The organism is Planomicrobium sp. CPCC 101079, assembly GCF_007859275.1.
GTDB lineage: Bacteria > Bacillota > Bacilli > Bacillales_A > Planococcaceae > Planococcus.
This window is the reverse complement of sequence record NZ_VOHC01000005.1, coordinates 47,912-63,660: the sequence shown is the minus strand read 5'-3', so window position 1 is coordinate 63,660 and position 15,749 is coordinate 47,912. Positions and strand designations below refer to the sequence as shown.

13 protein-coding genes are annotated in these 15,749 nt (G+C 47.5%); all 13 read right to left on the bottom strand.

Annotation, left to right across the window (positions count from 1 at the left end; translation table 11 throughout):
* Window positions 1-26: 26 nt before the first annotated feature.
* Entirely contained in the window at window positions 27-326 is a 300-nt protein-coding gene (locus tag FQV28_RS02505) for a hypothetical protein (RefSeq protein WP_146494025.1), read from the bottom strand.
* 50 nt (window positions 327-376) lie between these two features.
* On the bottom strand, window positions 377-643 hold the full coding sequence (locus tag FQV28_RS02500) for an HPr family phosphocarrier protein (protein ID WP_146494024.1): 267 nt from the start codon (window positions 641-643) through the stop codon (window positions 377-379).
* Between the two features lie 236 nt (window positions 644-879).
* Complete coding sequence (locus FQV28_RS02495) at window positions 880-1,602, bottom strand: GntR family transcriptional regulator (RefSeq protein WP_146494023.1); 723 nt, start codon at window positions 1,600-1,602, stop codon at window positions 880-882.
* A gap of 5 nt (window positions 1,603-1,607) precedes the next feature.
* Complete coding sequence (gene nagB, locus FQV28_RS02490) at window positions 1,608-2,348, bottom strand: glucosamine-6-phosphate deaminase (protein WP_146494022.1); 741 nt, start codon at window positions 2,346-2,348, stop codon at window positions 1,608-1,610.
* Window positions 2,345-3,514: an N-acetylglucosamine-6-phosphate deacetylase gene (nagA, locus tag FQV28_RS02485; protein ID WP_146494021.1), complete on the bottom strand. Its 1,170-nt coding sequence runs from the start codon at window positions 3,512-3,514 to the stop codon at window positions 2,345-2,347. The genes nagB and nagA overlap by 4 nt, the downstream gene beginning before the upstream one ends.
* 60 nt (window positions 3,515-3,574) lie before the next feature.
* Window positions 3,575-5,506 (bottom strand): N-acetylglucosamine-specific PTS transporter subunit IIBC, encoded by a 1,932-nt coding sequence (gene nagE, locus FQV28_RS02480; protein WP_146494020.1) that lies wholly within the window; start codon window positions 5,504-5,506, stop codon window positions 3,575-3,577.
* A gap of 168 nt (window positions 5,507-5,674) precedes the next feature.
* Window positions 5,675-6,928 carry an exo-beta-N-acetylmuramidase NamZ family protein gene (locus tag FQV28_RS02475; RefSeq protein ID WP_146494019.1) on the bottom strand — a complete coding sequence of 418 codons (1,254 nt, stop codon included), beginning with the start codon at window positions 6,926-6,928 and terminating at the stop codon, window positions 5,675-5,677.
* 19 nt (window positions 6,929-6,947) lie between these two features.
* Entirely contained in the window at window positions 6,948-9,053 is a 2,106-nt protein-coding gene (locus FQV28_RS02470) for a glycoside hydrolase family 3 protein (protein WP_146494018.1), read from the bottom strand.
* Between the two features lie 19 nt (window positions 9,054-9,072).
* The gene (locus FQV28_RS02465) at window positions 9,073-10,710 is read right to left on the bottom strand and encodes a serine hydrolase domain-containing protein (protein ID WP_146494017.1); all 1,638 of its coding nucleotides are present in this window, start codon (window positions 10,708-10,710) and stop codon (window positions 9,073-9,075) included.
* A gap of 218 nt (window positions 10,711-10,928) precedes the next feature.
* The gene (locus FQV28_RS02460) at window positions 10,929-12,308 is read right to left on the bottom strand and encodes a DUF871 domain-containing protein (RefSeq protein ID WP_370455104.1); all 1,380 of its coding nucleotides are present in this window, start codon (window positions 12,306-12,308) and stop codon (window positions 10,929-10,931) included.
* 53 nt (window positions 12,309-12,361) lie between these two features.
* Entirely contained in the window at window positions 12,362-13,741 is a 1,380-nt protein-coding gene (locus FQV28_RS02455) for a PTS transporter subunit EIIC (protein ID WP_146494016.1), read from the bottom strand.
* A 31-nt stretch (window positions 13,742-13,772) separates the two neighbouring features.
* Complete coding sequence (murQ, locus tag FQV28_RS02450) at window positions 13,773-14,657, bottom strand: N-acetylmuramic acid 6-phosphate etherase (RefSeq protein ID WP_146494015.1); 885 nt, start codon at window positions 14,655-14,657, stop codon at window positions 13,773-13,775.
* A gap of 150 nt (window positions 14,658-14,807) precedes the next feature.
* Window positions 14,808-15,656: a MurR/RpiR family transcriptional regulator gene (locus tag FQV28_RS02445; RefSeq protein WP_146494014.1), complete on the bottom strand. Its 849-nt coding sequence runs from the start codon at window positions 15,654-15,656 to the stop codon at window positions 14,808-14,810.
* Window positions 15,657-15,749 lie beyond the last annotated feature (93 nt).

Below are 15,749 nucleotides of genomic sequence, written 5' to 3'. Positions count from 1 at the left end.
AAAACATTTATCAGATAATTGCAAAATCAATTCTTATTTATAAGTATATCTCGCTTTTCAGGGAAAGTGGAGGCCAAATGTTGTTTGTTGATATATGCAAAATTGGACTTATCAAAATGGTTTTCTAATATGCGAAGACTTTTACTACAGGGAATTTTCAGGTTTGAAACAAACAGGCTGGAAGAATTTCCTTCATAAAGTTTGACGGCTTCTTCATGAACTTTGATGAATTCTACATGAACTTTTCCAGTTGCTACATGAACTTCTGCGTTTCTCACATGACAAACCCGCCTGTCTTCATGAACTTCTCCTTTTTCCCAAAACAAAAAGCGCCAACCCCTTTTGCCAAGGGGTTGGCGCTTTCATGAAACCTGTATTATTGAGCGATGTTTTGTGAAACCAAAACTTCGTCTACTTTAGCCATAAGTGCATTTTCGTCAGAACCATCTGCAACGATTTGGATTTCTCCGCCCATTGCGATGCCAAGTGACATAACGCCCATGATTGATTTCATGTTGACTTGCTTTTCTTTGTATCCGAGTTTCACATCTGCCGCGAACGGTGACACTGCTTGGACTAGTGCAGACGCTGGACGCGCGTGAAGGCCTTCGGGGCTTGTGATTTTATAGCTTTTTTCGATCATGTTACACTCTCTCCTTTTTGTGGCTTCTTTCTATTAGTTAACAGCCAATGTCTCTAGGATAGCATTGACTCCTTCCAAAAGTCTATTTTGCAATCCGTATAATATTAAAAATTTGTCTGTCACGTGAACACTTCGAGCTGCCCTTAAACCTTTACGCAGGCAGCAGAAGAACCACTTTGCCGCGCCAGCCGCAAAATCAAAAAAAGAGCTGAAGAAAGTTCTTCAGCTCTTTTCACTCAACGCTGGATTTCGCTCGTAAACTTATAACGGTCGGCCCGGTACGTACTGCGGACGACTTCAAAAGGCACCTGGTTATCCAGTCTGCTGACGCGTTCGATGACCAATACAGCAAACGGCGCTTCTACATGGAGCAGTTCGGCTTCTTCCTTTTTGGCCAGCGACGCTTCCATTCGCTGCACAGCTCCGGCGATCTTGAGCTGCGCCGTCTGTTCGACATACTTGTAAAGCGATTCCTTCAGCGCTTCTTCCCGGAGTTCCGGAAAAAGTTTTACCGGCAAATACGTTCGTTCAATCGCCATCGGGATGTTGTCAGCGTAGCGGATCCGCTCCACAAAATAAACTTCGTCGCTTTCCATAATCTGCAATTGCTCAGCTATCCCTTTATCCGGCTGCCTTTTTTCAAACTTCACCAATTGGTTGCTCGGCGCCATGCCCCGGGACAGCATGTCTTCTGTAAAGCTCGTCATGCCGCTGAGCGGTTGTTCGACTTTCGGTGCAGCGACAAACGTTCCGCGCCCTTTTTCCCGGTACAACAAGCCCTCATTCACTAAATTGGTGATCGACTGGCGTACGGTCATACGGCTGACGCCAAACGTTTCCGTCAATTCACGTTCTGACGGAATGGCTGCGCCAGGCGGAAATTTGCCTTCTGAAATCTGGTTTTTCAGCTGTTCTTCAATTTGTGCATAAATCGGGATCGGCGATTGTTTGTCTACCATCGCATTCACCGCCCCTCTGTTTTTACAAGCCCGTACGCCTCCTGGTCCACCATAAGCGTGACGTTGTAGTGGTTCCATAAGAACGAAGCCGGGAAATCTTTTGTCACTTTTTTCTCGAGAAGCGTCTTTACCGCTTCCGCTTTGTTTTTGCCGGAAGCCAGTAAAAGAATTTCTTTACTTTTTAAAATCGAGCGGATTCCCATCGTAATGGCATGCGTCGGCACTTCATCGACCGAGCCGAAAAAACGGGCATTGTCTTCACGCGTCGAATCCGCCAATTTGACGCAATGCGTTTCTTCGTCCTCTTCGGTTCCGGGTTCGTTGAATCCGATATGGCCATTTGTTCCAAGGCCCAAAATCTGCAGGTCAATCGGTCCGATAGAGTCAATCAGCCGCTCGTAGCGGCGGCATTCTTCTTCCACCGATTCCGGCTTGCCGTTCGGCAAATGCCGATTCTCTTCCGGGATATCGATGTGCTTGAATAAATGCTCTTCCATAAATGTGTGGTAACTTCTAGGGTGCTCGGGGTCGAGCCCTAAATATTCATCCAAGTTGATCGTTTGGATGTTCCGGTAAGACATGCCGCGTTTTTTGACGCCTTCGCTCATTTTCCGGTAAAGGCCAACTGGTGTGGAGCCTGTAGCCAAACCCAAAACCGAAGCGCTATTTTCCTCAATTTGCTGTTCGACCCGTTTTGCCGCTTCCTTGCTCAATGTTTCAAAATCTTTATATACGTGGACGTTCATGACAACTCCTCCTTCGAATAAGCGATGGTTCCTCTGCAGATGGTCAGTTGCACATTGAACTGTTCGTCAAGAATGGTAATGTCGGCGTCTTTTCCTGCTGCAATGCTACCCTTGTGTTCTAGCCCCAATTCCTTCGCTGCATTGGCTGATGTCATCGCCACCAGGTCGGCAAGCGTGCAGCCGGTAACAGAAGCGACATTTTTCACCGCCGCCTCCATTGTTAAAATACTGCCTGCCAGCGTCCCGTCCGAAAGCCTCGCGTCGGTTTCCGTTACCTGGACTTCCTGGCCGCCAAGGTCATATACCCCAGGCGCGAGCCCTTTTGCCCGCATGGCGTCCGTGATAAGGACCATTCGGCTTGCGCCTTTTTGGCGGAAAGCCAGTGCCACTGCTTGCGGATGGCTGTGAACGAAATCAGCAATCACTTCGACAGTTAATGCATCTTCCAGCAAGGAAGCGCCTACCACTCCGGGATTCCGGTGGTGCAGCGGGCTCATTTGGTTGTATAGGTGGGTTACGTGGCTCGCCCCTTTGTTTACCGCTTCCTGCACTTGTTCAAACGTCGCGTCAGTATGGCCAATGGAAGCAATCACGCCGCTTTTGGAAACGGCTTCGATAAATTCCAGCCCATCCTCTGCTTCAGATGCAACGGTCACCAATTTGATGCGGTTGCCGCTCCTTTCCTGCCATTTCTCGAACTGCTGGATTGACGGTGCCGTGATGTGCTCAAGCGGTTGCGCGCCTGCCCGTTTTGCTGATATGAACGGCCCTTCCAGATGGATCCCGAGCATTTCCGCTTGGCCGTCGCCGGCTGTAAAGCGGCTGGCGTTTTCCAGCGCCTCATCAATGGCATTTTCTGATTGGGTCATTGTCGTCGCTAAAAAGCTTGTCGTCCCTTCATTCGGCAATGCAGCAGCTATTCCTCCCAATGCTTCTGCCGTTGCGTCCATCGCATCAAATCCTGCTGCCCCGTGAATGTGGACGTCAACAAATCCTGGAAGAGCACTCCAGTTTTTATTGGCCGCATCGATGTGGATATCCGCCGTCCGGTCAATCCTTGTTGCCACTTCGACAATTTTGCCGCCTCTTAAAAAGATGTCGCCGTTGAATTCGCCAGTCAAGGCATCGGCAATCGTTATGTTGGAAATCAAGATGCTGTTAGCCATTTTAGCCCCTCCTTTGGAAAACCAGGAAAATCACAATGGATTTCCTGGTTTGTTTTGTCATTATTGTACCTTGATGATAGAAGCCGTGCCTTTGCGCTGATTGCCGGTTTTCAACATCTCAAGTTTTTGATTGGTTAAATTGGTAAAAACGATTGGTGTAACGGTCGATGGCGCATTCGCCCCGACGTAATCCATATCGACTTTCAATAACGCGTCGCCGCGCTGCACTAGCTGGCCGTCTTCCACCAGCAAATCAAACCCTTGCCCTTTTAAATTCACGGTATCCAAGCCGAAATGGATCAGCACTTCAACACCGGTATCTGTTACCAGCCCGATGGCATGCTTTGTCGGGAAGATGCTGACAATTTTTCCGTCTACCGGTGAATGGATCGTATTGCCCGATGGAACAATTGCGAATCCTGGCCCCATCATGCCTTGTGCAAATACTTCATCCGGCACTTCAGAGAGTGGAATAATTTTTCCGTCTACCGGCATTACAAAATCCTCCGGCAAGATTTCTTTTGGCATTTCTTCTTCAGCCGTCGCCGCCTTTTTGAAATTAACATCGTTCCGCTGATTTGGTGCTGGATTGCCATTAGCGATGCGTTTTTTCATGGCATCCGCCAAAAATTCAACTGCTGTCCCAATAACTACTTGGACGTTGGTTTTATTGATTTTCATCAGTCCGCGGGCACCTGAACGCTTTAATTCTCTTTCGTCCACCCGGTCCGCGTCTTTTACGGTCAAGCGAAGGCGCGTCGTGCAATAATCGACAGCCACGATATTGTCGGTGCCGCCAAGCGCCGCAATGGTCTGATACGCTCTTGTGTCTGTTTCATCTGTTCCAACTGCCCCGTGTTCCATGCTGTCTCCTTCGACCATATCTTCATCTTCATCTTCCCGCCCTGGCGTTTTCAAGTCGAGCTTAACGATTAGGAAGTAGAAAATGGCAAAGTAAATCACACTGGTGAAAAGTCCGATCACCAAAAGCAACAACGGATTCTCGGCAAGGCCAAAATTCAGCACATAGTCGATCGCGCCGGCAGAGAAACCGAAGCCATGGCGAATATCGAAAGCAAACGCCACCATCATGGCGACGCCTGTCAATAGCGCATGGACTACATATAAGACCGGAGATAAGAACATAAACGAGAATTCAATCGGCTCCGTAATACCCGTTAAGAAAGAAGTAATAGCGATACTGAAAAGCATTCCGCCGACAGCCGCTTTGCGTTCTTTTTTAGCTGCCATATACATGGCAAGGCAAGCCGCCGGAAGCCCGAACATCATAATCGGGAAAAACCCGGAAAGGAACGGCCCCGCTGTCGGATCGCCTTTTAGGAAACGGTTGATTTCCCCGCGCACGACTTCGCCGCTCGCATCGGTAAACGTTCCAAAATCAAACCACACGACTGTGTTGATAACATGGTGCAACCCTGTCGGCAAAAGCAGGCGGTTCAAGAAACCGTAAGCCCCGACCCCGAACATGCCGGCGTTCAAAATCCAGTCGCCTGCTGCGTCAATGCCCTCTTGAATCGGCGGCCAGGCATAGCCCAACAAGCCAGCTAAAACTGTCATTGTAGCTGCGGTTATAATCGGTACAAACCGCCTGCCCCCGAAAAACGCCAGCCAAGCTGGAAATTTTACGTTATAGAATTTATTGTATAAAAGCCCACCGACGATTCCCGAAAGAATTCCGGCAAATACTCCCATATTGATCGACTCATTGATTGTTACGATTGCCGAAGTCAATACAAGATAAGCGATGGCGCCAGCGAGCGCTGCTCCCCCGTTGCTGTCATGGGCAAGCCCAAACGCGATGCCGATTGCAAAAATGATGGCAAGGTTGTCGATAATCCCCGCCCCTGCTGCAGACAAAAACGGAATGCCAAGCAAATCGTCCTGGCCGAACCGCAAAAGCAAAGCGGCAGCAGGAAGCGTGGCAATCGGGAACATCAATGATTTCCCTATTCGTTGCAAAAAGTTAAACAAATGACCCCACTCCTTTATGTAAGTTTAAGTTCACTATAACCAACACCTGTATAGTTGTCTATACCAATTTCGTAAATAGTTGAAAACCCTTTCATTTATTTTAAAAGATCTTTTTCCTTTTGAATAAACATGAAAAAGGCTGACCCGAAAGCTTCAGCCTTTCTTTTTTCAATATAGTAAATAGTTTGCTCTCACTTTTTGGAACTCGTTTAAATCCTCTTGCCAGCGTTCTTTCATTTCTTCCACGGTCATGCCATTCTCGATGCCTTCGCTGATCCATTCGTTGCCGATTAAGTTGTTGAAAAACGCTGTCAGCTCCACTTGTCCAGGATACAGGTCATGAAGCGTTTTGACGATATGCAAACCTGTTTCAACCGGTTTGTACGTTTTGCGATCGGTGACATGCACTTGAATTCCATGCGAAAGTTTTCCGGAGTGCTTAGAAAACATTGGAGTAAATGAAGCGGCACGGAACGTGACTCCAGGCAGTTCCAATGCATTCAATTCCGCTGCAAGTTCGGTGCTGTTGACGAATGGAGCACCGATGAATTCAAACGGTTTCGTCGTCCCTCTGCCCTCAGAGAGGTTCGTCCCTTCAATCAGCGCTGTCCCCGGATAAACCAAAGCCGTATCCACTGTCGGCATGTTTGGTGATGGCGGAACAAATTCCAATCCAGTTTCCTCGAAATAAGAATCGCGTTTCCACCCTTCCATCTCCACAACCGTCAACTCAGCATCGATCCCAAACTCTGTGTTGAACAGCTTTGCCAGTTCGCCCACTGTCATTCCGTGGCGAAGCGGGATCGCGTACTGTCCGACAAATGAAGCAAATTCCGGATCAAGTACCGGCCCTTCCACTTTTGTCCCGCCAAGTGGATTCGGCCTGTCGAGAACAATAAACGGGATGCCTTTTTCTTTTGCGGCTTCCATCGCCAGTGCCATCGTATAAATGTAGGTATAGAAGCGCGTGCCAACATCCTGGATATCAAAAACAAGTACGTCGATGCCTTCAAGCATTTCTTGCGTCGGTTTCCGTGTTTTGCCGTATAGGCTGTAAACAGGAAGTCCCGTGACTTCATCAATGTAGTAGTCCACGTATTGCCCAGCCTGCGCGTCTCCCCGGACTCCGTGTTCTGGCCCGTAAAGCGCCGTCAAGTTCACATCGGGATCGTTGTGCAGAAGATCGACGATGCTATTCAACTCTTTGTCCACGCCAGTCGGATTGGTGATCAATCCGACATTTTTCCCTTCAATCAATTCTTTTTGTTCGTCCAGCAAGACTTCAATGCCGATGGCTAAGTCTTTGCGGCCTTTTCCTTTATCTTTGGATTTGCCATTGCCTTTGTCGTGATCCGCAAAAACGATTGATAGTGAAGATAAAACGAGCATTGCAGTGAGTATCATTACAAGCCATTTTTTCATCATTTTCTCTCCTCGCTAATCAATAAGTTAGTCCATGGCCATATTCGTATAAGACATCGTTATTCAAACTTGGAATAGTGACAGGCAATTTGCCGGTCGGCGACAGTTCGCCCAAGATCGTCGAAGCCATCGCTTCATAGCTCGCTGTACGGAAGCTGTATTGCGTCAAATAGGCATCGACGTTTGGATAAGCCATAACGTCATATGGATTTTGGATGCCAACAGCAACGACCGGAGCTTCTGTTGCCGCAAGAATCTGATTGGCCATCTTCATTTGGCCGCTGTTGGGTGAACGCTGCGCCACGGTGGACGTTCTCGTTCCGACAATGACCGCTTTCGCCGCCTTTACTTGTGCCAGTTCTTCTTCTGTCAGCAAGTTGTCTTTCTCAATCCATATTGTATTGGCATGGCGGGCCTTCAAACCAAAATAAAGTTCATCTGAATAGATGTTCCCAACTACAACCAGCAAATCTTCAGCTGCTGGAGCAAGCGGAAGGACCCCTTCATTTTTCACAAGTGTAATGGATTTTTCGGAAGCTTCTTTTTCCACTAGCTTATGTTCTTCTGAACCGACCACTTGAAGTGCATTCGCCACCTTTTCTTGTATTGGCTGCGGCGTTTCTTCTTTAATGATGCCGCGTTTCAGCTTTAATGCCAGTATGCGTTCTACAGAAGCTTCAATGCGCTCTTCCGAGATATCGCCTGACTCCACCGCGTCGTACAAGCCATTTGCCACACTTTCAAGCCCGACTGGCATCAAGACGATGTCGCTTCCGGCCTTGACGGCACGAATGACTGCATCAACCGGCCCGAAATGGTCCGCTATCGCCTGCATGTTCAAGGCATCTGTAAAAATCACGCCTTCATAGCCCATGTCTTCGCGCATCAATTCAGTCAGCACTTTATGCGAAAGCGTCGCCGGGATATTAATTTCTGTTCCGTCTTTTTGGGAAATCGCTGTTGTGTTATCGATTTTCGGGAACGTGACATGCGCCGTCATAATAGCGTCGATGCCCGCTTCCATCGCTTTTTGGAACGGATATAGCTCTACCGCCTTCAGCCGTTCCAAATCATATGGCACTTCCGGAAGGCCTAAATGCGAATCGACTGCTGTATCGCCGTGGCCTGGAAAATGCTTCGCCGTTGCAGCAGTTCCTGACTCTTGGAGTCCCTTCGTATAGGCCACTCCAAGCTCAGCAACAAGTTCCGGCTTTTCGCCGAACGAACGGACTCCGATTACCGGATTGTCGGGATTGTGGTTGATGTCAAAAGAAGGAGCAAAATTCATATTGATGCCGAGCGCTGAAAGTTCTTCGCCGATGGCATTCCCTACTTTTCGGGTAATATCTGCGGAACGAGTTGCACCGAGCGCCATGCTTCCCGGCATATCTGTTCCCGATTGAAGGCGTGTCACGATTCCGCCTTCCTGGTCAATCGTCATCAGCAGATTGTATTTCTCAGAAGCCTTTTGGTAATCATCCACCAATTTAGCAGTCTGTTCAGTTGTCACGACATTTTCTCTGAAAAGGATAACGCCGCCAAGATGATATTGCTTCACAAGTGCTTTGATTTCCGGAAGCATTGCCGTCACATTTTTGCCTTTCCAGTTTCTGAAATCAGGCATCAGCATTTGCCCGACTTTTTCTTCCATGGTCATGTTTTCTATTGAAAAATCGATGACGTCATAACGCGCTTCTTGGCTTTTCACCAACTTCGAACTGACCGCCGGTTTTCCTTTGCCCCTTTTGGCAGCAGCATCCGGTTTCACGGCAACAGCGATTTTATCCGTATAAGTACCGTCGGAAACGGTGATAAACGTTTTGCCAGGTTTTCCGGTAACCGATACCGACCCTTCGCTGTCTACAGAAGCGACGGTTTTATTTGTTGAAGTCCATTCCAAATTTTGTGAAGCCAGCAAGAAATGGCCGTCGTGATAGACATGCAACGCATCCAAGTTGATGTTGTCCGCTGTACCGCTCAGTTCGATTTCAGGAACGTTTTGCAGAATGATTAAATCCTTCACAGCCGTTTCCGCATTCGCACGGTTGCTGCCTGGAAAAAACGATGACGCAATAAGTGTTAAAATCAGCAGCGGCAATAGTATCCGTTTCTGAGTTTTTGGCATTCCTCATCCTCCTATCAGATTAATAGTTTCTTAGCACCCAGCTATTGTCTTGAGGTTCTGGATAAATCTCTCGATCATCCGCTTTCAAATTCCCAATATACCAGCCGCGTCCATTGACTGAAGCATCTGTTTGGTAGCGGAACCGAAGATGCTCAGTTCCTTCCGGAAGTTTAATCGTTTGAGTTCCCCAGTCGGAGCTGTCGCCGGTCAGAGGCGCTTTTACTTGCTGCCAAGTCACGCCATCAGCGGATGTTTCGACGTAACCAAAGTCTGAACCGCTTTCAGTCCGGTACCACGTATCAAATGAAAATTCAGTGGTCCCATCTGGAATCGCTGCGCGAAGTTCTTTGTCCAAGTTATCTCCATATCCGGCAAACCATGCTTCTTCTTTTTTAGGAATTGGTGCTGGTATGGCATCGGCCACTGCTCTTGCAAATTCTCTTCTAATTCCATTTGTGGAAACGGTGTTGCGCGACGGGTGCACCCGATTGGTCAATAAAATCGCAATTGTTTGGTTTTTACGATTGATGACAATGCTTGTTCCCGTATAGCCGGTATGTCCAACTGCCGAAGGGTCAGCCAACGCATCCATATACCAGCCCTGGTTCAGTTCCCAACCTAAACCGTGGTCATCTCCAGGAAACTCAGGAATTTGGTTTTCTTCCAACAGACGCACCGTTTCAGGTTTTAGAATTTGCTTGCTGCCGTACCGTCCATCGTTCAGTAACATATGGGCAAATTTCGCTAAGTCAGTTGCGGTGGAGAAAACACCGGCATGGCCAGCAACGCCATCGAGCGACCAAGCATTTTCATCGTGCACTTCGCCCCATACCATCCCTCTTCCAAGAGCCGGCTGATATTCAGTGGCCGCAATACGGTTTTTCAAAGAAGCTGGCGGATTATACATGGTGTCTGCCATGCCAAGCGGTTGTGTAATTTCTTCTTTCATAAATTCATCCAGCCGCTTGCCTGAAAACTTTTCAATTAATGCACCAAGCGTTATCAAGTTTAAGTCACTGTATGTATAGTTTTCGCCCGGTTGATTGGCAAGCGGATAGCGCAATGCATATTGAATGCGGTCTTCCCGATTTTGCCCTTGGGAATATAACGGCACCCAAGCCGTGAAGCCGGATGTATGGGTCATCAGTTGGCGGATCGTCACATGCTCCTTCCCATTTTCCGCAAATTCCGGGAGGTGGAGGGCTACCGGGTCATCCAACTCGAAATGCCCTTCTTCGTACAGCTTCATAGCAGCCGTTGTCGTGAAAATTTTACTGATGGAAGCAAGATCAAAAATCGTGTCTTCGTCCATCTGGATCGGATTTTCCACTTCAGTGAATCCGTCATCCGCATAAAGGGAAGCATGCCCATAAGCTTTGTGCTTTACAATGTGGCCGCTCCTCGCTGCGAACGCAACAGCTCCAGGCATGGTTTTAGCGGCAATCGCTTTTTCAATGGCTGCATCTACTTGGACCAATGGGTTTTGGACCATCCCTGCCGCTTTCGCTGTTCCTGGATGAAGTACCGGAGCCATGGATCCTGGCTGGTCCCATTGTTTTGCGTTCCCTGCCAAAGCCGGCGAAGCAAAAAGAGATGAAGCAAGAAGCGAACAGGCCACCGCGGTTGAAAGCGCTTTCTTTTTAGTGCTTGTTTTCATTTTATTCCTCCTTGTCTAACTGTTTTATGATGCTATTAAATACTATCTAAAAATTTGACAGTTTTAAATATTCCAAAAGTAGTTAATTAGAAATTATTTCTATATTTTTTAATTTATACCTATTACTAAATGCTTATAATCAGATTATTTAAATAATTTAATTGTCATGTATAGGCATAAAGGGAGGAGCAGCAAAACCGCATTCTCCTCCCGCTTTCTTATATCCATTTCAATTGAAAACGTACGCCCCCTTGAATAGATGCCAGCAGCGGACGATCTTGCTCGACGATTCTTCCTACAACATTCACTTTTTCATCTGCCGGCAAATCTCTCTTTAACAGTTGGACTTCTCCTTGGTAGCGCCCGTATTTTTCATTGTCGACCGTAATGCTTCCACATAACCTTTCAATGGTATGTTGAGGGGCGGCAGCATGAGTCCCGATCAACCCGTATTCCCTTGATTCCATGGAGCGCACACAATCGCGCGCAGCATCCCAGCGATTGGTCTGAATCGTGTCCAGCCGCTCCAATAATGCCGGATCCGTTACAAACGCTTCTGCCCGCAACTGGATAATGCCTTGATCAAACAGCGAAAATTGCGCCATCGATTCTTCGCTGATGGCCGGGTCGCCTATCAGGATTTTATCGACTGACTCTGTTTTTAATAAGTCCAGATATGCCGCAAACGGGGTGAAGTTCCGGTGGTCTTCCAAAGTGGGAAGCCCTTGAAAAAGCGGACCTCTGCGCCGCCCATCACCTGGAACAAATGCCATTACTGTGAGGCCTGCCTGCTTCAGCCATTGGTTCACTCGCGTAAACTCGTGCTTATCCAATCCTGTTTCTGGACGGGGATAAAAATTATGCCACGCTTCAACCGATTCCATCCGCATTCCGCCGGTTTTTAAGCGCTCTAAAATTTCTACCGTTAACGTGCTGGCATTCAATGCGATTTTCATTTTTCCGGATAACTCGGCAATCTTTTTTTCTTCAATTCCATAGTCAATCCGTAAACCGGCTAGCCCCCATTCAAGCAGGCCATCCGCGTTTTCCCAATCAAAGCCAAGGTGGGCCAGAGATTTGGGAGAGATATCCGCCATCAGCTCAAAATCATATTTAACAGCAAGTGCTCCCAATTCTTTCAGCCGCTCTTTGTAAAGCAATGGGTTTTCTTCTGGAATATGCAGGGATGTAAAAATCGAGGAAAATCCGTTCTCTCTTACCTGCTGAATATAAGGTTCCAAATTTTTGATCGGCTCTTCGCCAAGGTATACAGAAATGCCGCGCATGTTGTCTCCTCCTTTTGTATAAAAGAAAAAAGGGAGAAGCATCTCCCTTTTTTTGGTGTTATGAATTTCTTTGAGCCCGCCAGCGCTTGTCGGGGCTACACGGGCACCTCCGCTTTTCTTGTTGGCCAGACTCCAGCGGTCAGGTTCTCGGGTCATAAGCCAACCCGGCTGTGTGGCAAAAAGCGCCACTTCGCCGGTCCGTCTTATGCCTGTCGAACCTGAACGACCGTTTCCGCTTTTCTTGTTGTCTAGCTCCGGTGCCCAGCCCCTCGAGGTCGCTTCGGCCTTGCCGATCATGGCAAAAAGCGCCATGTTCTTCAAGTCCTCCAGCGCTTGTCGGGGCTAGACGGGCACCTCCGCTTTTCTTAGATCCCTTCTGCCATTTCTTCTTTGAAGCCGAAGAGGTAGGTGAAGAGGAAGCCGAATGTATAGGCGACGACTAGGCCAAGGAAGTATAGGATATATTTGTTTTCAGCGATCAACGGAATCAAGGAAATGCCCGATACGCCAATTCCGAGTGCTGCTGTATGCATGATTGCCTGGAATGCGCCTCCGCATGCCGCACCGAGGCAAGCTGTGACGAAAGGCCGGCCTAATGGCAAGGTGACCCCATATAATAACGGTTCCCCGATTCCAAGTACACCTACCGGAAGCGCGCCTTTGATGATATTGCGCAACCGCTGATTTTTGGTCTTGACGAAAATCGCGATTGTGCCCCCTACTTGACCTGCTCCTGCCATCGCTAATATCGGCAGCAATGCGGTGCTTCCCAACGTATTCATTAGTTCTAGATGAATTGGCGTCAACCCATGATGAAGACCCAGCATGACAAGCGGCAAGAAGAATCCTGCCAATATGGCTCCGGCAACCACTCCGCCAACGTCCAAAATTGCAATTAATCCTGTTGTGATGCCATCGGATAAAAGGCCGGCGACTGGAACAATGGCGTAAAGCGATACGAAACCGACAATCAGTATCGTAATCAACGGTGTGAAGAGAATGTCCACGGAGCTGTGCATAACCGAACGGACCTTTTTCTCGATGAATGTCATCAACCACGCGGCAAACACGACGCCAAACAATCCTCCCCTTCCGACGACCAGCGGTTCACCGTAAATCGTTATTTCCGCCAATAGCGGGTTGAACAAGATTCCTCCTGCAATCGCTCCCAGTACCGGAGTGCCCCCGAATTCTTTTGCTGTATTCCAGCCGACTAAAATAGCCAAGTATGTAAACACGGTGCTTCCCAACAGCAATAAGATCTGCATCCACGTTTCTGTTGCATCCACGCCTGCATTTTTAGCAAAGTTAGCTGCTCCGTTAATGATTCCTGATGCAACAAGCCCTGGAATTAACGGAATGAAAATATTTCCGACTCTGCGCAAGAAAAGCTTGAAAGGCGTTTTGTTCTTTTCTTTCATATTCGCTTTTTTCAAAGCAGCGCGTTCACTGAAATCCATGTCATTTTCATCAACCTGTGCTTCTTCCCCAATCGCCAGACCTGTTTCTTTGCTCATTTCAGCAGCCACTTTATTGACTGTCCCTGGACCGACGACAATTTGAAGGGTGTCATCTTCTATGACTCCCATAACCCCATCGATTCTTTTCAATTCATTGATATTCGCTTTGCTGTCGTCTTTTAGCGACAACCGCAAGCGTGTCATGCAATGCGCTATTTTTTGGACATTCCCAGTTCCCCCGACTTTTTCGAGAATGTCATGAGTCATTTTTTGTTCTTTTTTCATACTGTCCCCCGCTCTCCCGATTTTGTGTTTTCTATACTGCTTTGCGTACAAAACCGCCTGATGATGTTAATTTCGCTTCCGCTTCTTCTTTTGTGCAATCAAGCAAAATCATGACGATTGCCACCTTCACCTGGCCATCCGCTTTTTCGTAATAATGCTGTGCCGTATCATAGTCGACTTGCGCCGAATCCATGATGATTTTCTTGGAGCGTTCAATCAACTTTAAGTTGGTTGCTTGCACATCCACCATCAAATTGCCGTAAACTTTGCCTATGCCGATCATAGAAGCGGTGGATATCATATTCAGCACCAGTTTCTGGGCAGTTCCCGCTTTCAACCGGGTAGAACCCGTCAACACTTCCGGACCTGTTTCAATTTCGATGGCAATTCGGGCGCATTGGCTGATTTCAGCGTTTTTATTGCAGGAAATCGCTACTGTCTTTGCCCCTTTTTCATTTGCATACTGCAAAGCCCCTATCACATAAGGTGTTCTGCCGCTTGCCGCAATGCCAATCACCGTATCATTCTCTGTCAGCCTAATGGATTTCAAGTCTTCCTGGCCCATCTCTAAGCTGTCTTCTGCTCCTTCGACCGCTTCTGAGAACGCTTTCATTCCGCCGGCTAAAAATCCCATGACCACTTCTGGTGAAATCCCGAATGTCGGCCCGCATTCTACCGCATCAAGCACCCCTAAACGCCCGCTCGTTCCTGCGCCTAAATAAATCAACCGGCCGCCCGCTTTGAACGACCCAATAACCGCATCCACCGCTAGCTCAATTTGTGCTAGTTCATCTGCAATCGCAAGCGGCACCTTTTGATCTTCCTTGTTCATCGTTTCCAGTATTTCCGCCGTTGACATTTCATCAAGCTGCATCGTTTCCTGGTTTCTTTTTTCTGTAGACAAATTTTCCAGCATCAGATCATCCTTTTGGAATTTATTTCTTAAATCTATTGTAATTATTTGAAATTTTAAGTCAATACTATTTATTCATATTACGAAATTTAATTTCATTCTGCAAATAAGAAAAACACCACTTAACGCGGTGTCACTGAAAGTAAATCTGATTTATCTTCGTAAGCTTTCCATTTCCTTGCGCGCATCATAATATTTCTGCACCACTTTTTCGCCGATGTGATGGAACATGCTCATATAGAGCGTATCAATTACTGTCAATTGCGTCATTCTCGACGAGATGCTGCCGATACGGAAATCCTGTTCCACGTTTGGTGTGCAAAGCCGGATATCCGCTTCTTTATATAAAGGAGATTTGTTGATGTTTGTCAGGGCGATGACCTTTGCCCCTCTTTTTTTGGCAAAACGGGACAATTCAAGGACATCTTTTGTTTTTCCGGAAGTGCTGATGGCGACAAAGACGTCTTTTTCCGTCAAATGCGGGATAAGCGACAGCATATAGTGGAAATCCAGTGATGTGATGGAATGATAACCGAGCTTCGTGAATTTGTATTGGGCATCGACCGCAGCAGTTGATGAGCCCCCGACCCCAAAAAAGACAAGTTTCTCAGCTTCTTTAAGTGCTTCCACCGCTTTTGCCAGCTCTTTCCGATCCATTGAATCAGCGCATGATTCGATAGCCGACTTGTTGACGTGGATGATTTTGTGGAACAAGTCATAAGGCGAATCCTTCTGCTGCAAAACCGAAAAATCCGTTAAATTCGTATCCATCAGCGTCACGTCTTTTAAAAGAGCTAGCTTAAACGTCTTAAAGCTTCCCATCCCAATCGATTTGCAGAAACGGATGATCGACGCTTCACTCACTCCCGATTTTTCCGAAAGCTCTTTGGTGGTCATGTGGGGCACTGCATCCGGCCTTTCGATGATATATTCGCCAATCCGCCTTTCCGCTTCAGACAACTGCGGCAAATTCGATTCTATTTTTGATACCAACGATTTCATGAACAAACCTCCAACCAAATTCCCATGCTTTTTGCTTCTATTGAATAGTATAGGAGAAATGTTTGCCGCGCAAATAAAAACTTCAGCTTGGGG